The sequence below is a fragment of the Stenotrophomonas sp. RG-453 genome (assembly GCF_033843685.1).
In the GTDB taxonomy this organism is placed as follows: domain Bacteria; phylum Pseudomonadota; class Gammaproteobacteria; order Xanthomonadales; family Xanthomonadaceae; genus Stenotrophomonas; species Stenotrophomonas bentonitica_A.
This window is the reverse complement of record NZ_JAMYED010000006.1, coordinates 206660-229876: the sequence shown is the minus strand read 5'-3', so window position 1 is coordinate 229876 and position 23217 is coordinate 206660. Positions and strand designations below refer to the sequence as shown.

Here is a 23217-nt window from a genome sequence, read left to right as displayed (position 1 = left end):
CTTTCGAAATGTCAAATATCGAAAGATAAAGAAAAGGTAGTTCGGTCACAGTTTTCGTCGTCTTCTTCGCGGGCTACCGTCAGCACTTCGACGGAATGCCGCGCCGCAGCAAGGTTTCGGGCGGTCGAAAACGCGTATTCAGGCGCCGTTTGGAAAGAAGGACGGCACAGTATCTTTCGGTTTATATAAATTATCCTTCCTTTTTCTTTGCAATTTGTTGACATCTTTCGAGACCCTGCCCTAGAGTCGGCCGCACTGGTTTCAGTTTCCCGCTCACCGCGGGCTTGGGGGCAAGGTGGACTTCCGGTTACGACGCACTGGTCTGACGATTGCACTGCTTGCGGCAGTGGCGCTGGGCGGCACCGCCAGTGCCGCGCCGGTGGGTAACCTGCGTGCGATCAGTGCCACCCCCGCCAACGACGGCACCCCCGGTTGGACGCTCAGCACCGATACCGGCGCCACGGTGCGCGTGGACCTGTTGCGCGATGACGTCCTGCGCGTGCGCGCCGGCCGCAACGGCACGCTCACCGGTGCCGGCGACAAGGCCGCCCCGATCGTGCTGCCGCAGCCGGCCGCGAAGGTTGCCGTCCAACTGGAAGAGGATGCCAACGAGGTGCGCATCCGCACCGATGCGCTGGTCCTGCACATCCAGCGCCAGCCACTGCGCCTGGCGCTGGTCCGCCGCGAGGGTGACCGCGATGTCGCGCTGTGGCGCGAACTGCAGCCGCTGGACCTGGACAAGGATCAGAGCGTGCAGGTGCTCTCCAGCGAAAGCGATGAGCACTTCTACGGCGGTGGCCAGCAGAACGGCCGCTTCGAGTTCAAGGGCCGCGAACTGGAGGTGTCGTACTCCGGTGGCTGGGAAGAAGGCGATCGCCCCAACCCGGCGCCGATGCTGTTGAGCTCGCGGGGCTGGGGCATGCTGCGCAACACGTGGAGCGACGGCACCTACGATCTGCGCCAGGCCGACCAGGCCACGCTGCTGCACCGCGAGGACCGCTTCGATGCGTACTACTTCGTCGGGCCGAGCCTGCATACGCTGCTGGACCGTTACACCACGCTGACCGGCCGCGCCGGCCTGCTGCCGCGTTGGGCGTTCTCCTATGGCGACGCCGACTGCTACAACGATGGCAACAACATCAAGAAGCCGGGCAGCGTGCCCGACGGCTGGAGCGACGGCCCGACCGGCACCACGTCCGACGTGGTCGACAGCGTGGCCAGGCAGTACCGCGAGCACGACATGCCCGGCGGCTGGATCCTCCCCAACGATGGTTACGGCTGCGGCTACAAAAAGCTGCCCGAGACCGTGCAGGGGCTGGCGAAGTACGGCTTCAGGACCGGCCTGTGGACCGAGAACGGCGTCGACAAGATCGCCTGGGAAGTCGGTACCGCCGGCAGCCGCGTGCAGAAGCTGGACGTGGCCTGGACCGGCAAGGGCTACCAGTTCGCGATGGATGCCAACCAGTCCGCGTTCAACGGCATCATGGACAACTCAGATTCGCGCCCGTTCCTGTGGACGGTGATGGGCTGGGGCGGCATCCAGCGCTATGCGGTGGCCTGGACCGGCGACCAGAGCAGCAGCTGGGATTACATCCGCTGGCACATTCCGACCCTGATCGGCTCGGGCCTGTCCGGCATGGCCTACGCCAGTGGCGACGTGGACGCGATCTTTGGCGGCAGCGCCGAGACCTTCACCCGCGACCTGCAGTGGAAGAGCTTCACCCCTGTGCTGATGGGCATGTCCGGCTGGTCGGGCAATGCGCGCAAGCACCCGTGGTGGTTCGATGAGCCCTACCGCAGCGTCAACCGCGACTACCTCAAGCTGAAGATGCGCATGACCCCGTACATGTACGGGCTGGCACACGATGCAGCGACCAGCGGTGCACCGCTGCTGCGCGCGCTGATGTGGGACTACCCCCAGGACCCGCAGGCCTACACCGAAGCGCACAAGTACCAGTTCCTGCTCGGCCGCGAGCTGTTGATCGCACCGGTGTACCGCAGCCAGGCCGCAAGCCGTGGCTGGCGCCGCGACATCCACCTGCCGCAGGGCCGCTGGATCGACTACTGGGATGGCCGCCAGCTGCAGGCCGGCGCCGAGGGGCGCTCGCTGGATCGTCCGGTCGATCTGGCCACGATCCCGGTGTTCGTGCGCGCCGGCGCCATCATCCCGATGTACCCGGCGATGCTCTACGACGGTGAGAAGCCGCTGGATGAAGTGACCTTCGATCTGTACCCGCGGGGCACCTCGCAGTACACGCTGTACGAAGATGATGGCGCCACCCGCCGCTATGAGAAAGGCGAATCGAGCACGCAGGCGATCACGGTGCAGGCCCCGGCGCAGGGCACTGGCCCGGTGCAGGTGCGCATCGATCCGGTGCAGGGCCGGTATGCCGGCCAGCTGCCGCAGCGCCGCTATGCGCTGCGCGTGCTCAGCCGCCAGCGCCCGGCCACGGTGACGCTGGGCGGACGCGCGCTGCCGATGCTGGCCGACCAGGCAGCGTGGCAAGGTGCGGGCGAGGGCTGGTACTTCGATGCGGCAGAGCGCCGCGGCACCCTGCACGTGCGCACCGCGCCGACCGACATCCGCCAGGCACTCACGCTGCAGCTGGATCTGCCGATCGCCGCCGCACCGGTCGACGATGCCTTCCCGGCCGCACCGGAACTGGGCCGCGCGCTGCCCTCCGACAGCCTGCTGGTGGTCAACCGGCCGGCCGAGGAGCAGGGCTATGAGATGGAGAAAGCCTTCGACGATGATCCGGCCACGTGGTTCCGCACCGTGCGCAACCAGGCGGTCAAGACCGGCGCGCACGAGTGGGTGCTCGGCTTCGGCGAACGCAAGCTGATCGACGGCATCGAACTGGCGCCGCGCAACGACCAGCACTGGAAGAACGGGCAGATCCGCGACTACGAAATCTACATGGCCGACAGCAACGGCGAGTGGGGTGAGCCGATCAAGCGCGGTCGTCTGACCCTGCAGCAGGGAATGCAGCAGATCGACTTCCCCGCCCATGCCGGCCGCCTGCTGCGCTTCCGCGTGCTGAGCACGCAGAACCCGGAAGGTGATGGCGCCAGTGGTGCCGATCCGATGGTGACGGCTGCGCAGGGCAGCGTGGCACGTGCGGTGGATGCGCTGCAGCCGCGCGATGTCGGCCCGATCGTGCTGTCCACCTTCCACGTGCTGGAGCATCCGCAGCCGGACGGCCCGGCGCAGCAGCTGTACCTGTCTGCGCTGCCGCTGCCGACACCGTTGCAGGCCAGCGTCGCCACTGACCACGCCTTCGGCGGGCAGGCGGAAATGCGCATGAACGGCCTGCATTTCCGCCGCGGCCTGGGCGTCAACGCCAGCGGCCGCATCGACCTGAAGCTCAACGGCAGCTGGCGCCTGCTGCGCGCCGACCTGGGTATCGATGATCAGTGCCGCACCGCCGGCGGCATGCAGTTCCAGGTGTGGGGTGACGGTCGGCTGCTGTATGACAGCGGCCTGGTCAACGCACCCGGCGTGGTCAAACCGGAGCTGGACGTGCGCGGCCTGCAGCGGCTGAGCCTGCGCACGCTCGGAGCGCAGGGCGACCACCCCGCGGAGGTCTGTGGCAACTGGGCCAATGCCGCCCTGATCGGACAGGAGGGCGATACCGCCAGCATCGTGTCGCCGTAACCGAAGAAACACGCTTTCAGAAAAACAGCTCTCTCCCGTTTCCCGTCTGCGGCCCTTTGGCCGCGGCACGGGGGACGTTTGCCCGAACACACCCATCCACCGCCAGCCCCACGCTGCGGATCGAACAAGGAGCCCAAGATGTTGACCGAACGCCATCGCCATCGCCGCATCACCGCCACCCCCTTGTCCATCGCACTCGGCCTGGCCGTCGCGGTGGTCGGCAGTGCCAGCGCCCAGGACGCAACGCCCGATACCAAGGCCACCGAGCTGTCGCGCATCGAGGTGACCGGCTCCAACATCCGCCGCAGTGATGTGGAAACCGCCTCGCCGGTGCAGGTGATCAGCAAGCAGGACATCGAGAACATGGGTGCGCGCACCCTGCTGCAGGTGCTCGACAATCTGCCGGCGGCACGTCCGGGTCAGCAGGATGCGCGCTCGCTGTTCACCGGTTCGGATGGTGCCTCGCAGGCCAACCTGCGCGGCCTCGGCGCACAGGGTACGCTGGTGCTGCTCAATGGCCGTCGCCTGTCCTACTACGGCGCGCCGGCCGGCTTCCAGACCCAGTTCGTCAACATCGATGCAATCCCCGCTGCAGCGATCGAACGCATGGAAGTGCTGACCGACGGTGCCTCGGCCGTGTACGGCACCGATGCGGTGGCCGGTGTGATCAACGTGATCACCAAGCGCTCCTACCAGGGCGCGGAGATCAATCTCACCACTGACAAATCCTCGCGGATCAGCTCCTACGGCGAACACCAGGGCAGCATCACCGCCGGCTTCGGCGACCTGGATGAAGACCGCTACAACGTCTACGCCTCGGTGAACCTGTACCGGCGCGATGCGATTCCGCTGAGCGACTTCTACGACAAGCGGCCCGACCAGTACTACGTCAACAACCCGAACTACCTGCCCAACCTGCGCCTGGGGACCGGCAGCAAGCCGGGCGAGTTCAACCCGGGCAGCTACTTCGCCTTCGATCCGGTCACCGGCCGCCGCGTGCAGGAAGCCGCCCCGGGCTGCAACAACGTACTCACCAGCGAAGCGGCCGGCCCGCGCTGTATCTGGGAGACGTGGATGAACAACGAGATCGACGCCGGCGCCAAGTCCGAGCGCAACACCGGCTACGTCAACGCCCACTTCCTGATCGGCGACAGCACCGAAGCCTTCGCCGAAGCCACGTACACCGACATCGACCTGACCGCCAACGGTGGCACGCCGCGTGCCTACGGCACCACCACCGGCAACCCGACCAGCTGGTTCTCGCGCAATACCGGCACCACGGTCAACCAGTTCCTGTATCCGTACCTGGGCCCGAACAACGAATACAACAACGCCTCGCCCGAACTGAAGGCACTGATGGGCGGCGTGGTCGGCCTGCAGTACCTGCTGCAGGACGTGGGCGCCAACCACTTCGGCCAGCGCAACACCGATCAGAGCTACCGCGTGGTGGCCGGGCTGCGCGGTGACATTGGCGACTGGAACTGGGAAACCGCCTTCGCCACCGCGGGCAGCCACTCGGTCACCTACCAGACCACCAACGTGAACCTGGCCGGCTTCGAGAAGGCCTTTGGCCCGTACTCCGTCGACCCGGGCAGTGGCCGCGTCATCATTTCCGACCATCCGGCCTACAAGTTCGGCGAGATCAGCGAGGCCAACGCCGCGCTGATCCGCGAAGCGTTCCCGACCTTCGATATCCAGTCCTGGACGCGCCTGCATACCCTGGACGGCAAGATCGAAGGCCCGCTGTTCCAGATGCCGGCCGGCGAAGTGCGTGCGGCCTTCGGCTTCAACGCCAGCCGCGAGACCTTCTACACGCCTGGCAACCCGGACGCGGCCAACGGCCTGATCACCCAGCAGGGTGGCTCGTGGTTCGACGGCAAGCGCAACACCTACGCGCTGTTCGCCGAGACGGTGGCGCCGCTCACCGAGAAGCTGGAACTGGACGCCGCGCTGCGCGTGGACAAGTACCCGGACTTCAGCGCCAACCTGGCCCCGAAAATCGGCCTGAAGTACCAGATGTTCGACCAGCTGATGCTGCGCGGCACGTACTCCACCGGCTTCCGCGCGCCCAGCCTGGCCGAGTCCGGCAACGGCGGCGTGTTCGCCCAGCTGGGGGGCTACCGTGATGAAGTGCGCTGCAACGAGACCAACGCGATCGCCAACCTGCTGCTGAAGTCGCAGCGCGGCGGTGACGTGGACCTGGGCAATACCCTGCTCAATACCGATTGCAGCCGCACCGTGGCGCGCATGACCCAGCCCAACCCGGACCTGAAGCCGGAAAAGGCCAAGATCACCACGCTGGGCTTTGTCTACGAGCCGACCCAGTGGCTCTCGGTATCGGCCGATTACTGGTTCATCTACCGCAGCAACGAAATCGTCGCCCCGGATTTCACCCGCGATGAAGACATCATCTCCTCCACCCGCTCGCCGATCACCGACAGCGACCGCGCCAACCTGGCCGCCCTGGCGGCGATGTGCGCCGACCCGGCCAGCGGCGTCGCCTGTCCCGGCACGCTGCCCGGCTACAGCGTCGGCAACGTGGCCAGCGTGGTGGGCCAGTACAAGAACCGTGGCAAGACCCTGATCGACGGCTTCGACATCGACGCGCGCAGCCGCTTCTCGCTGGGCGAGTGGGGCAACCTGAACATCGGCGTGGCTGCCACCCTCGCCAACCGCAACCGTTCCTACCTGGATGACGAAAGCGGCTGGTACTACGGCGACCTGGTCGGCTACTACAACAACCCGCGCCTGCGCGCCACGTTGAACGCGGACTGGAGCTACAAGCAGGTCACCACCAGCGTTTTCGTCAACTACGTCGGCGGCACCAAGTGGGCGCTGCAGCAGATCGACGAGGAAGACAACAACCCGCAGACGTGCACCGCCGGCTACCTGCCGGTGGAGCAGAGCAAGTGCGATGGTGCGCCGTCGTGGTGGACCGCCAACCTGAGCGTGGCCTGGCGCCCGGACGAGCACTGGAACGTGGGCTTCACCATCAAGAATCTGTTCGACCGTCTGCCGTTCTATGACCCGAACAGCTTCCTGGGCGACTCCAGCGATTACGCCACCATCTTCGGTCGCGGCTACAGTCTGACCGTGGGCTACAAATTCTGATGCAACCCTCGCGCCGGTCCCGGCCGGCGCGATCTTCACACGAGGTACTGTCCATGAAACGCAGAGAATTCATCGCCGCCAGCGCGGCCGTCGCCGCCACCAGCCTGCTGCCGAACACGCCCGCCTGGGCGCGCGGTCGCAAGGTACGGCTGGGCCTGATCGGCACCGGCATGCGCGGCCAGGTATTGTTGAAGGAACTGGTCCGCCGCGATGACGTGGAGGTGGTCGCGCTGTGCGACATCGAGCCGATCATGCTCAAGCGCGGCATGGACATGGTCGCCAAGGCCGGCAAGCCGGCGCCCAAGGCGTACGGCCAGGACGGCGACGTCAACGCCTGGAAGCGGCTGATCGAGCAGCGCGGCCTGGATGGCGTGGTCATCGCCACGCCCTGGGAATACCACGCGCCGATGGCGATCGCGGCCATGCAGGCCAAGGTCGCGGTGGGCTGCGAAGTGGTCGCCGGCATCACCCTGCAGGACCACTGGGATGTCCTCAAGACCCAGCTGTCCACCGGCACCCCCTACATGCTGCTGGAGAACGTCTGCTATCGCCGCGACGTGATGGCGGCGCTGCAGATGGTGCGGCAAGGCCTGTTCGGCGAACTCGTGCACCTGCAGGGCGGCTACCAGCACGACCTGCGCGGGGTGAAGTTCAATTCCGGCGACCCCAGCCAGCCCTATGACAGCGGCGTGGAGTTCGGCGCCAAGGGCTGGTCCGAAGCCCGCTGGCGCACCGAGCACTCGATGAAGCGCAACGGTGAGCTGTACCCCAGCCACGGCATCGGCCCGTGCGCGATGTACACCGGCATCAACCGCGGCAACCGCTTCACCCATATCAACGCTTTCGCCAGCAAGGCGCGCGGTCTGCATGAGTACACCGTGGCCAAGAGCGGCGGCACCACCCATCCCAGCACCAAGGTGAACTTCAAGCTCGGCGACATCGTCACCACCACGCTGGCCTGCGAGAACGGCGAAACCATCCTGCTGCAGCACGACACCTCGCTGCCGCGCCCGTACTCGATGGGCTTCCGCGTGCAGGGCACCAAGGGCCTGTGGATGGATGTGAACCAGTCCATCCATATCGAAGGCCGCAGCCCGCCGCACAAGTGGGAACCGTTCCAGGCCTACCAGGACCAGTACGAGCACCCGCTGTGGAAGCAGCACGCCGCTACCGCGGCCAGCGCCGGCCACGGTGGCATGGACTGGTTCGTCATCCATGCCTTTGTGGAGGCCCTCAAGGCCAAGGCACCGATGCCGATCGACATCTACGACGCGATCACCTGGAGCGCGATTACGCCGTTGTCCGAGCAGTCCATCGCCAACAGCTTCCAGACGCTGGAGTTCCCTGACTTCACCGCCGGGTTGTGGAAGCAGCGCAAGCCGATCTTCGCGTTTGATGGGACGTACTGAGGAAGGCTGACGTCCCAGGGCCGGTACCGATGTGTACCGGCCATTCCGTGCGCGCGTTCACCCGGTCGGCCAGGCGATGGCGCGGCCCAGCCTGGGCGCGGTCAGCGCAGGCAAAGCAATGAACACGGGGAAGTGGCGAGGATGGTGCGCCCGGAGGGATTCGAACCCCCGACCAATGGCTTCGGAAGCCACTACTCTATCCGGCTGAGCTACGAGCGCGTTGTGTCCTGCGTCCCGCCGGGCCGCCTGATGGGGCCACGGACCGCCAAAGCGGCGCGGGAGGAGCATTCTATCCGTAAACGCCGCGCAGGTCTGCCCCCCGCACCGATGCGCCGGGCGACGGCGCGCCCGGCCAGCCCAGGCGGTATCCTTTACCGATGGCTTACGAACGTTTTGAGGCGCCCGAGGCGGCGCCCCCGTCGCGCTGGCGGCACTACTGGAAGTTGATGCGCGCCGACCGTCCGATCGGCACCCTGCTGCTGCTCTGGCCCACCTGGTGGGCGCTGTGGCTGGCCTCGGGCGGGCTGCCGCCGCTGTGGACGCTGTTCGTGTTCACCGCCGGCGTCTGGCTGACCCGCTCGGCCGGCTGCGTGATCAACGATTACGCCGACCGCTGGCTGGACCCGCACGTCAAGCGCACCAAGGACCGCCCGCTGGCCAGCGGCGCTGTCTCCGGGCGCGAGGCGCTGGCCCTGTTCGCCGGGCTGATGATCGTCGCCTTCGCCCTGGTGCTGACCCTGAACTGGCTCACCATCGGCATGAGCTTCATCGGCGTGTTCCTGGCCGCCAGCTACCCCTACCTCAAGCGCTACACCCACCTGCCGCAGGTCTATCTCGGCATGGCCTTCGGCTGGGGCATCCCGATGGCCTTTGCCGCAGTGCAGGGCGAGGTGCCGGTGATCGGCTGGCTGCTCTACGGCGCCAACATCCTGTGGTCGACCGCGTATGACACCTGGTACGCCATGGTTGACCGCGATGACGACCTGAAGATGGGCTCGCACTCCACCGCGATCCTGTTCGGGGATCTGGACCTGGTGATCCAGGGGATTCTCTACGCGCTGTTCCTGGGCACGATGGCGCTGGTCGGCCTGCGCGCCGGGCTGGGCGTCTATTACGGCCTCGGCGTCGGCGTGGCCGCCGGGCTGATCGCCTACGAGTTCTGGATCGCCCGCAAGCGCGAGCGCGATCCGTGCTTCAAGGCCTTCCTGCACAACAACTGGGTCGGGGCGGCGCTGTTCGCCGGCATCGCGGTGTCGCTGGCACTGCGCTGAGGGGTCCACCCGACCGACGGTCGGGTGCTACCGGTAACGCGCACTACGACCATTAGGCGACTGACAGCGCCGCCCCCAACGCCCAGAATCCCTCCCATTGAATGATCGGGGAGGGCGGGACGATGAACACGTCGACGGTGGTACAGGACGGCTGGATGGCGCGCGCGGCACTGCGCTCGGCCGCCTGGGCGGAAAAGTGGTTCCCTGATGCGTACGTGTTCGCGGTGCTCGGCGTGGTCATCGTCGCCGCCGCCGCGATGGGCTTCGGCGCCACCCCGCAGGCCACCGCTACGGCATTCGGCGAGGGCTTCTGGAGCCTGATCCCCTTCACCATGCAGATGGCCTTCGTGGTCATCGGCGGCTATGCCGTCGCTACCGCGCCGATCGTCGCGCGTTTCATCGATCTGCTGGCCCGCGTCCCCAGGACCGGCCGTGGCGCGGTGGTCTACGTCGGTCTGATCAGCATGCTCGCCTCGCTGCTCAGCTGGGGCTTCTCGCTGGTGTTCGGCGGCTTGCTGGTCCGCGCACTGGCCCGCCGCGAAGCACTCCACATGGACTACCGCGCCGCCGGTGCCTCGGCGTATCTCGGCCTGGGCGCGGTCTGGGCGATGGGCCTGAGCTCCTCGGCCGCGCAGCTGCAGGCCAACCCGGCCAGCATGCCGCCCGGCCTGGTCGAGATCACCGGCGTGCTGCCCTTCACCGAAACCATCTTCCTGTGGCAGTCGATCGCGCTGACCGCCGCGCTGATCCTGGTCTCGCTGCTGATCGCCTGGCTGACCGCCCCCGGCGCCGCCACTGCGCGCACCGCCAAGGACTTCGAAGGCGCTGCCCGCGCCGAGGCCGAGCCGCTGCAGCCGCGCACCCGCCCCGGCGAGTGGCTGGAGTACAGCCCGCTGCTCACCGTGCTGCTCTCGCTGCTCGCGTTCGGCTGGCTGTTCGGCGAGTTCGCCAGCAAGCCGGTGGTGACCGCCATCGCCAACCTCAACACCTACAACTTCCTGTTCATCTCGCTTGGCCTGCTGTTGCACTGGCGCCCGCGCAGCTTCCTCAACGCCGTGGCCAAGGCCGTCCCCAGCACCACCGGCGTGCTGATCCAGTTCCCGCTGTATGGCGGCATCGCGATGATCCTCACCCACGCCACCGGCAGTGGCGATGAGACGCTCGCGCATCGGCTCTCCACCCTGTTCGTGCATATCGCCACCACCGACACCTTCGCGCTGGTGATGGGCGTGTACTCGGCCGTGCTCGGCTTCTTCGTGCCCTCCGGCGGCGGCAAGTGGATCATCGAAGCGCCGTACGTCATGCAGGCGGCCAACGAACTGAAGGCCCATCTGGGGTGGGCGGTACAGGTCTACAACGCGGCCGAGGCGTTGCCGAACCTGATCAACCCGTTCTGGATGCTGCCGCTGCTTGGGGTGCTCGGCCTGAAGGCGCGCGACATCGTCGGCTTCACCTTCATCCAGCTGCTCGTGCACATCCCGCTGGTGCTCGGCCTGCTGTGGCTGCTCGGCATGACGCTGACCTACGTGCCGCCGGTGATGCCGTGATCGTCATCTGCGCGTCATCTGCAGACGTTGGCTCAGCGATGCCCTGTTCAGTCGCACGACGAGGCATTCTGTGGGAAGCGGAATAAGGGAATTCGAACCGTTCATATGCGGGTCAACGCTTACTGCGACATGGGGTTTATAACTGCAGAAAAGGCTGGCGTGGGGACGTTGACGAATTCGTATACAAACCCCCATACGTCGTTAACCTCGCGCTGCAGAGGATGGCCCGGACCGCGACATTCCGTTTGCGGCAACCGGAGAACCGAGATGGCTCAGCAGAACCAGCAGAGCCCGAATCAGCGCGGTGAGCAGCAGGAAGGTGGTCGCGGCCAGCAGCAGCAACAGCAGCAGGAACAGCAGCAGCGCAACCAGAACCAGCAGCAGGGCGGCCAGCAGGACGAGGAAGAGTGAGCCCAGCTGGCTGTTGTGTGAACTGAAGCCCCGCTCCGGCGGGGCTTCGTTCGTCCGGGCCTGCTCAGGCCGAGCGCAGGTGCCAGCCCAGTGCCGCGTCTTCAACCACCGCGCCCGGCACCACGTCATGCAGCACCACGCGGATGCCGCGCGCATTGGGCAGCACCTTCTGCTCGGGGAACCAGCGGCGGGTGGCATCGACCACGATCAACAGGCCTTCGTCATCGCCGAGTGGTGCGAAGTGCGGCGTGGGCTGTGACAGCGGCGCCAGCCCGAAGGCGTTCTGTGCGTTTGCCTGCACTTCACCGACGTGTTCAGCGGGTAGGCCGACCTCGCTGATGCAGGTCATCTCGCTGCCGTGGAACCCGCCCTGGCACTCGCCCGCAGGCAAGCGTCGCCGCGCGATCAATTCCAGGATCAGGCCGTCCGGCCCGGTGAAATAGATCGATTCCGAATCCCAGCGGCCATCGAACGTGAAGTGGTCATGGCCTTTCAGATCGCGCTGCAGGGTGGCGCGTGCTTTGAGCCAGTCGGTGGCCGCCTCGAAGCGATTGGCGGGCACGTTGAACGCCAGGTGCACACCGCCGACCGGGTTCGATCCTGCGGGTTGCAACTGCAGGGTGCTCCAGCCGATGCGCACGGCCGAGCCCTCGACCCGCAGCTGAAGTTCATCGCGGAAGTACGCCACGGTGGCGGCGACATCGGCCACAGGGAGATCGATCTGATGGATGCGCATGGTGCGGGAGGCCTCGCGTAGATACGTCGACATTCTGCTGGATAACCGGGGCGCGCGCTATGCGTTGATCTGATCACATGGACGCCGTTACAAGGGCATTTCCTACTTCATTACGCGGAGAAGACCGGCTACTCGCTTGGCTACGAAAGGCGTTGAATATTCGTCAACGCCTTCGCCCCTTCGCGGACGTTTATCGGCAGGAAAATCAACCGCAATCCGCAGTCCGCAGTCCGCGGCGCTACACGGTCCATTACGGTTGTTGCTGTTTCGTAATGCCCATCTATCTGCGCAACTGAAATGCCAGTGCGCAGTGTCACCGACTGATTCGATACACAATCAAGTCAGATCGGATTCTTCGTTTCATAATAAGGAGATATCTCATGAATCGCGTACTCAATCTGCAGCGCCTAGCCTTGGACACCAATACCGGCACGATGGGAAACAGCTCGGGTAGCTCGACGCACACCTGCTGCGGCGCCGGGAGCGTGGATCGTTAACCACCGCCTGTGACTGATGTGAATAATCGTGGGTGTGGAACGCACCCACGATTCAGACCTTCAGTGATCGGCTTCCAAGCTGGAGATCCTGCCTGACGGTGGGCAAGGTGAGAGGAGGAGCTCTCACCCCGGCGTCCTACCTGCGACATGCGTCTCAGGATCGCTAGCCGGCGTATCCAGCCGGAGAGGGGACCGCTGCCCGATGTCCTTCCCGCAACAGTGTTGGACACCGCTTGGCTCAATACACGGGTCAAGCGCCGAGCCCATTCAAGGAGCGCGCGCCATGGCATCTGAAAATCTGACACTGCGGGAACTTCGGCACGTAGACAAGATCACCTTCATCAATAGCGATGATCGCTTCTATGAGCCGGATTACGACCATTACACGCCGGGCGATGAGCTCGCCGCAATCGTGCGACCACTACTGGCAGCGCATGGGCGTGGTTGGGAAATTCGCCGGAAGAATGTTTGGTCGCACGTGACGCCTGGTGGCGATGCTCAGGTGCGCTCTCTTCCCATCCAAGGGTGGAAGATTCACCTGTCGGCGATCGAGGGCAATTGCCGCGCCATGCTGGCTGACGCTGCGGCGCTGTTGCTGGAGCAGGATGTCCAGTTCAAGTTCGCGAACGATTGCCGGACGATGAGGATGATGACATCCAAGCGATGGCCCCGGGGAGGGTCCGGAAAGTTCATCACCGTCTATCCGCACACGGAGGGCGAATTCATCCAGGTGATCGAGGCGCTTTACCAGGCGCTTGGCGCCCGGACCGGCTCCTACATTCTGTCCGACAGACGCTACAAGGACAGCCGCTGCCTGTACTACCGCTATGGCGGCATCATCCAGGTGAGCCACCTGGACATCATGGGTAAGCGGATACCGATGCTAGTGGGGCCATCGGGAGAGCACATGCCTGACCGCCGGAACCCATACTTCGAGAGTCCGCCGTGGGCTCAGGATCCGTTCCCGAGTGATGAGGATGAAACTGACGACCGATCCCTCAATGGGGGACGATATCTCGTCGAAAGCGCGCTGGGCTTCTCCAACACGGGAGGTGTCTATCTGTCGGTCGAGCGCGCTACCGGCCGACAGGTGGTCATCAAGGAGGCACGTCCTCATGTCGAGCTTTACGAGAACGGCGGGGATGCGACTACCCGTCTCAAGCGCGAGATGGAGAACCTGAGCATCCTGAGTTCCTTGGGTATCGCGCCAGCGGTCCTCGATATGTTCTGGGACTGGGAAAACCTCTACATGGTCGAAGAGTACGTCGATGCCCATGACATGCGTCAGGTCATGCTGCAGTTCTCTCCATTGATGAAAGTACGCCCGACGCTGGCGGACAGTGATGCGTTCTACGCGATGTACAGGGACATCTTCGTCAACCTCGTGCGTGCAGTTGATCTAGCTCATGGGGCGGGCATGGTGATCGGTGACTTGTCTCCTCCCAATATCCTTGTTGCCAAGGACAGTCTGGCAGTCCGCCTGATCGATCTTGAGGCCGCGTTTCGACCCGAGCTCGGAGAGTCAGAGGACATCCACACACCTGGATTCCGGAGCAAGCTTAAGAGCCGGGCAAGGATCAGCAGCTACGAAGATGACAACTATGCCGTGGCTGCCATCATGATGTACGCCATGTTCCCGATCGTCGCCATGGCCTACATCAGAGATGATCTATTCGATACAGTGCTGCCTGAGATTGTGTGGGATATCGGCTGGGAGGACACGCCCGTCATGGGGGTCATCCGTGACCTCGCACGAGGCAAGGTCAGCCTGAAAGAGGCGGAGGAACGGCTGCTGCAGCCGGTGAGCATTCGCCAGCCCTATGCCTCCAGAGCTGGTAAACGCCTTCCCGCTGACAGCGTGCTGAAGAGGCTGGCCGCCTTCATCCAGGTCAATTATCGCCTCGACCCGAATCACACGCTCTTCCCGTGCGATCCATTCGCGCTGGCGACCAACGGTAGCAGCCTTGGTTTTGGGTCATCAGGGGTGATCTACGCGCTCATCCGTGCCGGAGTGGAGGTGCCCCAAGCTGCATGGGATCGGCATCTCGCCGAGGTCTCGAGCCTGAACAGCCAGAATGCGGCACCGGGCTTCCTTACCGGCCTCGCGGGGATCGGTTGGGCGCACCTGGCAATGGGAGAGGCCGCCACTGGCCTCAGCTTTGTGGACCAAGCCAACAGGAGTGCGCAGAAAATCACACATCCTTCGCTGTACTACGGGATGGCGGGCTTGGGTTTGGCCGATTTGGCCGCCTACGTGGTCTCTGGTCACCATCGCTATCTTGACCTGGCCCTGGAGCTCGCGGCACAGCTCGAGTCCTCCGCGCTTCGGAGCAACGACGGGCTGTATTGGGAAGACGATGGAGTCGTCCGAATTGGCTTTGGCTATGGACAATCCGGTATCGCTCTTTTCTTCCTTCGGCTGTCACAGGCCGCCGGGGACCAGCGCTGGCGAACTCTGGGCAAGGCTGCCCTGTGCTACGACCTCGCTCATGGCCATGAGCTGGAGGCAGGGGTGACGACATTTGCCGCTGCTCCAGCAGGGATCACGACTTATGAGCATTACATTGAGCAAGGCACCGCCGGCATCGTCAAGGTGGCCATCCGGTACGGACTTTGGGAGACGGTGGATAAGCTCGTACTAGATCTGCACAGAAAGTACGCCGGCTTCGCAGGCCTCATGTATGGCTTGGCTGGCCTCATCGACACGCTGGTTGATGCCCACGTGTACTCCGGAAATCCGAAGTATCTGGAAATGGCCCAGCGTGCCTACCAAGGCCTTACCGATCTCTATGTTTTCGGGGACGACGACATGGCGGCGGTGCCTGGAGAGAACCTCTTCCGCATATCGTGTGATTATGCAACTGGAATGGCCGGGGTCATACGCGCCATCCAGAGGCTCAGTGCTCCCGATGGCGATGACTTCTGCTTGGATGTCATGGACGGGCCACTGCTGAAGCGCATTGGTGCGCACGCTGTCCAAGCGTCTGCGTGATCGCGAGGAGAGCGCAATGAAATTCGCAGCCCGAGGACAAGGAGTGCAGGCTGCCTCCACTGCCAAGACTAGCGTGAGAGACTTCGCTCGGCTGTTGGGCGGCGATCGACGTGAATACATCGGCGTGACTGCTGCAGGTGTGCTGATCGGCGCTGCCGAAGGCCTGATTCACCCCTTGCTGATCAAGGCAATTCTTGATCATGCGTCGTCCAGCGGCGAAGTTGAAAGGGTGATTATTTTGGTGCTCGGCTATCTGGTGCTTGGCATATCCCTGAATGCCGGCGCCTACGCCACCTCGTTGTGGCAGCAACGCCTGGATAACAGGATCGTGAGGCGAATCAGTGCGGATCTGCTTGGAGCGTTCTACACCGAAAACTACCGTCGTTTCCTCCGCAATGGGGTCGGGCACTACGTATCGCGCATACGAGCGGATGTAAAGGATGGGTTGGTACCGATGCTTGCGTTGGTGCGAGTGCTTGCGACGAAGATCTCCATGTTGCTGGCCCTGGTCTCCGCATTGATTCTCATCTCCTGGCAAGCATTTGCCGTGCTGGTTGTCATCATTCCCGTGGCGACAGTCGTGAGCTTGTCTGTCGGCAACAGAATCCGCCACCTGACATCGACCGAGCGTGAAAATGAAGCCGACGTGCTCGGTGTGCTGACCAAGGCCGTTGGAAGCATCAAGATGGTTTGCGGCTTTGGGCTTGTGAACAAGACGGTCAAGGAATTCGATAACGGTATGGGCGTGTTGCTTGATACCGGCTACACGCGATTCAAGGCCGTCCGCACCCTGCAGGGTGCCAGTGACCTGACCATGGTGCTGTCGGATGTCTGCTCGATCTTTGTTGGCGCGTTGTTCGTCCTTCAGAGAAAGATGACGTTCGGCTCATTCATTGCCTTCATTAATTCATTCTGGCGGGCCGCGACGACATTGATCGCGATCTTCAAGCACTGGGCCGAGCTCCAGAGCCATGGCGCAACCGTTCATCGGATCACCCAATTCCTTCATGGTCACGAGACGCCTGATTTCGACGTCTGCGACGGCGTGATCGCCATGGATGTTGGCTTCTCCTACAACGCGGCCGACGTGCTGCGGGATGTATCGGTGGCCTGGAAGGCCGGGCGCCGCGTTCTTATCACGGGCGACAACGGATCCGGGAAGACAACGTTTGCCAACATTCTGGCAAGATGCCTGTACCCGACGCAGGGGCGCGTTTTGCTTCCTTCCCGGATCAGTGCAGCTACGCTGCCACTTGCATTTCCACCGCTGAGGGTTGGACAGCTTGACGTCGAGCAGCGCCTGCTCCAGTCCTTTAGCCTGGACTGTCCGGAAATCCTAACGGCCTATCCCGACCAGCTGTCAGCCGGGCAGCAGCAGAAGCTCGCATTGGCCATGGTGCTGAGCAAAGCAGCGGATCTTTATGTGCTGGATGAGCCCCTTGCAAACTTGGATACCAGCGCTCAGGACGTCGCGATGCGAGAGATCATGGCATGGACCGAAGGCGGAACCCTAGTGATGATCATGCATGGCGGCAGCCGGTTCCGAGACCTCTTCGACGAATGTCACCACCTTGGGTCGCCGGAGCAGCCCTCACCAAGTGTGTTCAGCCCCGACCAACCGCGGGCGACGTCAGGAAGACAGAGAACCTTGGTGGCGAACCACGGAAATGCTTCATGATGATTTTCTACTACGTCAAGGTCGCTCTGCACAATGCAGCGAGAAGCAAGGTCGTCACCGGATTGATGGTTCTGGCGATCGCCGTCGGTATTGGTGCCTGCATGGCTACGCTGACCGTCATGCGACTGCTGTCGGGCGATCCACTTCCGGGAAAGAGTGCCCGCATCTTCTACCCTCAGGTCGATGTGAACCCTGCTTCCAGAGGACGCGAGCCGTATGACGTACTGGATTACCGGACTGCCCACGATCTGTGGTCGTCCAGCCAGGCCGACAGGCAGACGATGGTCGTGTCGAGCCCGGTGAAAGTACGATCAGATCTGGCCGGTACCGTTCCATTGATGGTGTCTTCGACCTCGACCACAGCCGACTTTTTCCCGATGTTCGAGGTGCCGATTCAGTACGGGCGAGCGTGGACGCAGGAGGACGATGGGCGGCGCAGCCGGGTAGTTGTCATATCCGATCGCCTGAATCGGCAACTGTTTGGAGGTCGTGACAGCGTCGGTCAGACCCTCACGGTCAAAGATGCGAAGCTGCAAGTAATAGGCGTACTCAAGCCATGGCGCCCTGCGCCCCTGTTTTACAAAATCCGAGGGGGGCGCTTCTCTGGTGGCAAGACCTCGGGATTCTATGGCGCAGCCGATGATGTCCTTCTCCCGATGTCAGCGAGCCTTGAGATAAACGAAGGGGACTTCCAGCCCTTTACGTGCTGGGCCGCCCCAGAGCGCACCGGCGTCCTGCAGGGGTCACCGTGCGTGGCGGTCGGTGTATGGGTGGAGCTTGGCAGTCGGGAGAAGGTCGCAAATTACCGTCGCTATCTCGCCAACTATGCCAGCGAGCAGAAGCGCCTGGGTCGTATTGCGCATGACCAGAACACTCGTATGCCATCGCTGATGGAGTGGCTGGACTTCAATCGCGTCGTACCCAGTGATGTGAAGGTTCAGGCCGTTCTGTCATTCGCTTTTCTCATCATCTGCTTGGCGAATGTCGTGGGCCTGTTGCTGGCCAAGTTCATGAGGCATGGCGGGGAGATTGGACTGCGGCGGGCGTTGGGAGCGAGCAGGACAGCGGTGTTTACGCAGTGCCTTGTGGAGGCGGGGGTCATTGGCATCATTGGTGGGGTCGCTGGCCTGCTTCTGACTCTGTTCGCCTTATGGGCGATCCGCATCCAGCCGGTGGCATACGCAGACCTGATACGCCTGGACGTCACCATGTTCATCGCTACGTTTGTCCTGTCTTTGGTGAGCAGTTTGCTGGCCGGTGCCCTTCCGGCCTACCGGGCCAGCTCGATCCAGCCAGTGGCCCAATTGAAGCTGCTATAGCGGAGTCCATCATGCAAGTGGGAATCATCGTCGCCGCCCTGCGAAAGCATCGATTGGCCACGTTTCTGATAGCAGCGGAGATTGCACTGGCATGCGCAGTGCTCTGCAATGCAATCTTCATGTTTATGGAAAGACGTCGGGCACTGAATCTGGACAGCGGGATCCAGGAGTCTGCGCTTGGTGTCGTTCAACTCTCTGGTTTCAGCTCGGACAACGCCAATGACATCAATGCCCGTGTGATGAGTGCCCTCAGGGCGATTCCCGGTGTCGAGTCGGTGGGGGTGATAAGCGCTGTGCCTTTTGGAGAGCCGGGAATCCGGGCCGGCGTGAGCACCGACGAGGCGCTGGAGCAACCTGGTGGCGTGCTGGATTTCTACCTGGGAGACTCCGCTGCGCTCCAGGCGTTGAGCTTGAGGCTTGTCGCGGGCAGGATGCCAGAGCCGGCGGAGTACACACCTGTTGCGCAGTACGTCCCTTCGAATGCGCCCGTGCTGATCACCCAACAATTGGCGGAGCGCTATTGGCCCGGCCAGAGCGCCGTGGGGCGGAGCCTGTGGGCGTTGGATACGCGATTCACTGTCATCGGCGTCGTCGAGCATCTCATCATCTCGCAACCCGGCGGCGGCGAGGCCTTGGGAAATGATTGGTCCCTCTTCGTGCCAGCAAGTCCTGGGCCATACCTTGCAGGACGTTACATCGTTCGAGCAATGCCCGACGATCTCCCGCGGGTATTTGGCCAAGTAGCAAGGGTGGTGTCATCTGCCGCCCCTGATGTGGTCTTCGATCAATCCGCCAGTCGAACGTTGAGTGAGCTCCGTACAGAGTTCTTCCATGATGCAACGGTGATGATGGGACTTCTGGCGGGCGTCATCGCCGCGCTCCTCGGTGCTACTGCACTCGGCATCGGCGGGTTGGCGAGCTACTGGGTGGAGCAGCGCCGCAAGCAGATCGGTATCCGCCGCGCATTGGGAGCAACACGATGGGACGTGCTTCGCTACTTCCAGATCGAAAATTTCATGATCGTGAGCGTCGGCGTCGCCGCAGGCCTGGTGCTGGCCTACGGACTGAATCTGGCGCTGATGCGCTTCTATGAATTGCCCCGGCTGCCCGCGATGTACTTGCCACTTGGCGCCGCGGCGCTATGGATACTCGGCCAGTTCGCAGTACTTGCGCCGGCGCTGAAGGCATCGATGATCACGCCTGTTCAGGCGATCCGGTCGTTCTGAATTGATCTAAGGGCGCCTGAAAGGCGTCTCCCTAAAGCGCGAGGTGGAAGATGTTGAGAATGCAGGGATTGAGCAAGGTCTTTCAGGTCGAACAGGTGCGAACGCATGCCTTGAGGGAGGTTGACCTTCACGTAGGCGAAGGGGAGTTCCTCGCTGTCACCGGTCCCTCGGGCTCTGGCAAGTCCACATTGCTCAACATTGCTGGTCTTTTGGAGGGTGTGACGACGGGTACGTACACGCTCGATGGCCGGGATGTGTCCACACTCAGTGACGGCAATCGAAGTCGGATCAGGAATGAAAAGGTTGGTTTCATCTTCCAGGGCTTTAATCTGATCCCTGATCTGACACTCTACGACAATGTCGATGTGCCCTTGAGGTATCGCGGACTCGGCGTGAAAGAGCGCACTGAAAGAATCATCCGCGTACTGCAGCGTGTCGGCCTCGGCTCCCGGATGCATCACTTTCCGCGAGCACTGTCTGGTGGACAGCAGCAGCGCGCAGCCATCGCGCGAGCGTTGGCTGGCCGCCCGCGGCTCCTGCTGGCGGATGAGCCAACAGGCAATCTGGACGCCGAGATGGCGGGAACTGTCATGGAGCTGCTGCAGGAGATCAACGCTGGCGGCGCCACAATCATCATGGTCACCCATGATCCTGATCTCGCCCTGAAGGCGACCAGAAACGTGCACTTCGTGGACGGTACCCTCAGTGACAGATTCAGGCTCGATGTGAATCTTGTGGCCGCTTAGCCGCTTAGCCGCTTAGCCGCTTAGCCGCTTAGCCGCCTGACGGCTTTGCCGGCTACCGGCAAGCTGATGGCTCGGACTTCGCCGGCTTGTGCCGCATCACGTCCCCCCACCCCGATCCAACTGCCGATACCCGATCGCCTCCGCCACATGCGCGGTCTCGATGTCTTGGGCATGCCCCAGATCCGCCAACGTCCGCGCCACCCGCAGAATGCGATGCATCGAGCGCGCTGACAGCTGCAGTCGCTCCACGGCGTCCTCCAGCAGTTGCTGATCCTCCCGCGACAACCGGCAATGCGCGCTCAGCTCGAACGGCAGCAGCTGGGCATTGGCCTTTCCGCTGCGCAGCAGCTGCACGTCCCGCGCGGCCACCACCCGGGCGCGAACACTCGCGCTGTCTTCGCCCAGCGGCGCGTCATCGCGCAGCTCGCGCGGGTCCAGCCGCGGCACCTCGACATGCAGGTCGATGCGGTCCATCAAGGGCCCGGAAACCCGCCCCCGGTAACGCTGGATCACCTCTTCGCTGCAGAGGCAGCGGCCACTGCGATCGCCCGCCCAGCCGCACGGGCAGGGGTTCATCGCCGCAACCAGCTGAAACCGCGCGGGAAAGCGCTCCGTCCTTGCCGCGCGGCTGACCACGGCCACCCCGGATTCGATCGGCTCGCGCATGACCTCGAGCGCGTGCCGGCTCCATTCGGGCAGCTCATCCAGAAACAGCACCCCGTTGTGTGCCAACGAGATCTCGCCTGGCCTGGGATGCGAGCCGCCGCCGATCAGCGCCACCGCGCTGGCGGTATGGTGCGGCGCCCTATACGGCCGCTGCCGCCAGCGCCCCGCATCAATGCCCTGACCGCTGCATGAGGCAATGGTCGCCGCTTCCAGGGCCTCGAGCTCGCTGGCCCCGGGCAGGATGCCGGGCAGACGCGACGCCAGCAGCGTCTTGCCGCAGCCCGGCGTGCCAAGCAGCAACAGGTGATGCCCGCCGGCGGCGGCCACTTCCAGCGCCCGGCGCGCCTGCAGCTGCCCGCGCACATCGCGCAGGTCGGGAATGCTGACCGGCACCGTGGCGGCGGCCACAGCCGGTGGCAGCGTGCCGCTTTCAAGGGCGCTGCAGACTTCCAGCAGAGTGCGGGCGATGCGTACGTCGGCATGCTGGGCCAACGCCGCCTCTTCACTGTTGGCGGCAGCCACGATCAGGCTCCGGCCGTCCCGCGCGGCAGCGATCGCGGCAGGCAGGACACCGTCGACACCGCGCAGCTCGCCGGTGAGGGCCAGTTCGCCCAGGAATTCGTACTTGTCCAGGGATTGCGCATCGATCTGGCCACTGGCGGCGAGGATGCCGAGCGCGATCGCCAGATCGAATCGGCCACCCTCCTTGGGCAGATCAGCGGGAGCCAGATTGATGGTGATCCGCCGCTGCGGAAACTCGAACCGCGCGCAGATCAGCGCGGCGCGCACGCGGTCGCGCGATTCCCGCACGGCCGCAGCGGGCAGCCCGACGATCTGGGTGTGCGGCAACCCGCCGGACAGGAATACCTCGATGCGCACGGCGGGGGCTTTTACACCGGCGCGGGCACGGCTGTGCACCAGCGCGAGGCTCATGCGGTTGTTTCCGGGGTCTGCGGCATGCCGAACACAATGGCAGCACATGGATAACCCATCCATCAGCGCTTGCCGCGCCACGGGGTAGGCAAGCACCGCCACCATACCCGGCACTGCCGCTAGACTGGATGCCCCCACGCTCCACGCCGTCGAACACCATGGATATGCACCACCGCTCCGGCCCGATCGAACTGGTCGCCATCGATATGGACGGGACCCTGCTTGATCCGTCCCACACGCTCACGCCCCGGGTGATGCAGGCCATCGCCCGCGCCCGCGCGCAGGGCGTCCAGGTGGTGCTGGCCAGCGGCCGTCCGGTGTCGGGGATGGCGCCGTTCCTGCAGCAGTTGGGGATCGAGAGCGAGCAGGACTATTGCATCGCCTGCAATGGCGCCGTGGTCCAGAACATCGGCAGCGGCCAGCGCGTCATCGAGTTTCCGCTGAGTTTCGAGGACTTCGTGTTCTGTGAGCGGATCTCACGTGAACTCGGTATCCACTTCCAGGCGCTCGATGGCCGCCGCATGTACACGCCCAACCAGGACATCAGCCACTACACCGTGGCCGATTCGCACCTGTCGAACGTGCCACTGTCATATCGCCGGGTGGCGGATATGGACCCGGCCATGCAGTTCATCAAACTGATGATGATCGACGAACCGGCCGTGCTGGATGCCGCCATCCAGCGCCTGCCCTCGGAGCTGACCGACCGCTTCGCGGTGCTCAAGAGCGCGCCGTTCTTCCTGGAAGTGTTTGATCACCGGGCGGGGAAGGGGCCGAGCCTGGAGAAGCTGGCCGCGCATCTGGGCGTGGACCGGGCCAACGTGATGGCCGTGGGCGACCAGGAGAACGACCTGACCATGCTGCAGTTCGCCGGGACCAGCGTCGCCATGGGCAACGCGATTCCGGCGGTCAAGCAGACGGCGCGCTTCGAGACCGCCACCAACGCCGAGGACGGCGTGGCGCTGGCGATCGAGCGGTTCGTGCTGCAGGACGCCTGACGCGCGTCAGCGCAAGCCCGGC

Annotated in this window: 14 protein-coding genes and 1 tRNA gene; 12 read left to right on the top strand and 3 right to left on the bottom strand. The window is 64.0% G+C overall.

Annotated elements, in window-relative coordinates; genetic code table 11:
• Positions 1-295 precede the first annotated feature (295 nt).
• The 3 genes from NJD74_RS13435 (at position 296) to NJD74_RS13425 (ending at position 8175) form a co-directional block, all read left to right on the top strand.
• Positions 296-3655 carry a TIM-barrel domain-containing protein gene (locus tag NJD74_RS13435; RefSeq protein ID WP_319624334.1) on the top strand — a complete coding sequence of 1120 codons (3360 nt, stop codon included), beginning with the start codon at positions 296-298 and terminating at the stop codon, positions 3653-3655.
• A 138-nt stretch (positions 3656-3793) separates the two neighbouring features.
• A complete protein-coding gene (locus NJD74_RS13430) occupies positions 3794-6766 on the top strand; it encodes a TonB-dependent receptor (protein ID WP_319624333.1) in 2973 nt (990 codons plus the stop codon).
• 53 nt (positions 6767-6819) lie between these two features.
• On the top strand, positions 6820-8175 hold the full coding sequence (locus tag NJD74_RS13425) for a Gfo/Idh/MocA family oxidoreductase (RefSeq protein WP_319624332.1): 1356 nt from the start codon (positions 6820-6822) through the stop codon (positions 8173-8175).
• 142 nt (positions 8176-8317) lie between these two features.
• Here the strand turns inward: NJD74_RS13425 and NJD74_RS13420 are convergent.
• A tRNA-Arg gene (locus NJD74_RS13420) sits at positions 8318-8394 on the bottom strand.
• A gap of 158 nt (positions 8395-8552) precedes the next feature.
• Between NJD74_RS13420 and ubiA the strand changes: the two genes are divergently transcribed.
• The 3 genes from ubiA to NJD74_RS13405 all read left to right on the top strand — a co-directional run bounded on the left by ubiA (position 8553) and on the right by NJD74_RS13405 (position 11404).
• Positions 8553-9446, top strand: coding sequence for a 4-hydroxybenzoate octaprenyltransferase (gene ubiA / locus NJD74_RS13415; RefSeq protein ID WP_319624331.1), 894 nt, complete (start codon positions 8553-8555; stop codon positions 9444-9446).
• A 122-nt stretch (positions 9447-9568) separates the two neighbouring features.
• Positions 9569-10993 (top strand): TIGR00366 family protein, encoded by a 1425-nt coding sequence (locus NJD74_RS13410; RefSeq protein WP_319624330.1) that lies wholly within the window; start codon positions 9569-9571, stop codon positions 10991-10993.
• Between the two features lie 267 nt (positions 10994-11260).
• Positions 11261-11404 carry a hypothetical protein gene (locus tag NJD74_RS13405; RefSeq protein ID WP_319624329.1) on the top strand — a complete coding sequence of 48 codons (144 nt, stop codon included), beginning with the start codon at positions 11261-11263 and terminating at the stop codon, positions 11402-11404.
• A 64-nt stretch (positions 11405-11468) separates the two neighbouring features.
• Here NJD74_RS13405 and NJD74_RS13400 read toward each other — a convergent pair whose 3' ends face one another.
• Positions 11469-12140 carry a VOC family protein gene (locus tag NJD74_RS13400; RefSeq protein ID WP_319624378.1) on the bottom strand — a complete coding sequence of 224 codons (672 nt, stop codon included), beginning with the start codon at positions 12138-12140 and terminating at the stop codon, positions 11469-11471.
• A gap of 780 nt (positions 12141-12920) precedes the next feature.
• On the opposite strand from NJD74_RS13400, the gene lanKC reads away from it, so the two are divergent.
• From lanKC to NJD74_RS13375, 5 genes are read left to right on the top strand one after another with little or no spacing between them, the layout of a single operon-like run.
• Positions 12921-15629 carry a class III lanthionine synthetase LanKC gene (gene lanKC / locus NJD74_RS13395; protein ID WP_102788641.1) on the top strand — a complete coding sequence of 903 codons (2709 nt, stop codon included), beginning with the start codon at positions 12921-12923 and terminating at the stop codon, positions 15627-15629.
• Complete coding sequence (locus NJD74_RS13390; RefSeq protein WP_319624328.1) at positions 15601-17307, top strand: ABC transporter ATP-binding protein; 1707 nt, start codon at positions 15601-15603, stop codon at positions 17305-17307. Before lanKC ends, NJD74_RS13390 begins: the two co-directional genes overlap by 29 nt.
• Positions 17307-18626 carry an ABC transporter permease gene (locus tag NJD74_RS13385; RefSeq protein ID WP_167390343.1) on the top strand — a complete coding sequence of 440 codons (1320 nt, stop codon included), beginning with the start codon at positions 17307-17309 and terminating at the stop codon, positions 18624-18626. Before NJD74_RS13390 ends, NJD74_RS13385 begins: the two co-directional genes overlap by 1 nt.
• A gap of 11 nt (positions 18627-18637) precedes the next feature.
• Entirely contained in the window at positions 18638-19852 is a 1215-nt protein-coding gene (locus tag NJD74_RS13380) for an FtsX-like permease family protein (protein ID WP_102788638.1), read from the top strand.
• Positions 19853-19902: 50 nt separating this feature from the next.
• Positions 19903-20598, top strand: a complete 696-nt coding sequence (locus NJD74_RS13375; RefSeq protein WP_102788637.1) for an ABC transporter ATP-binding protein — start codon at positions 19903-19905, stop codon at positions 20596-20598.
• Positions 20599-20694: 96 nt separating this feature from the next.
• Here the strand turns inward: NJD74_RS13375 and NJD74_RS13370 are convergent, their stop codons facing one another.
• A complete protein-coding gene (locus NJD74_RS13370; protein WP_319624327.1) occupies positions 20695-22197 on the bottom strand; it encodes a YifB family Mg chelatase-like AAA ATPase in 1503 nt (500 codons plus the stop codon).
• 158 nt (positions 22198-22355) lie between these two features.
• Between NJD74_RS13370 and yidA the strand changes: the two genes are divergently transcribed.
• Positions 22356-23195, top strand: a complete 840-nt coding sequence (gene yidA, locus NJD74_RS13365; protein ID WP_319624326.1) for a sugar-phosphatase — start codon at positions 22356-22358, stop codon at positions 23193-23195.
• The last annotated feature ends 22 nt before the right edge of the window (positions 23196-23217 follow it).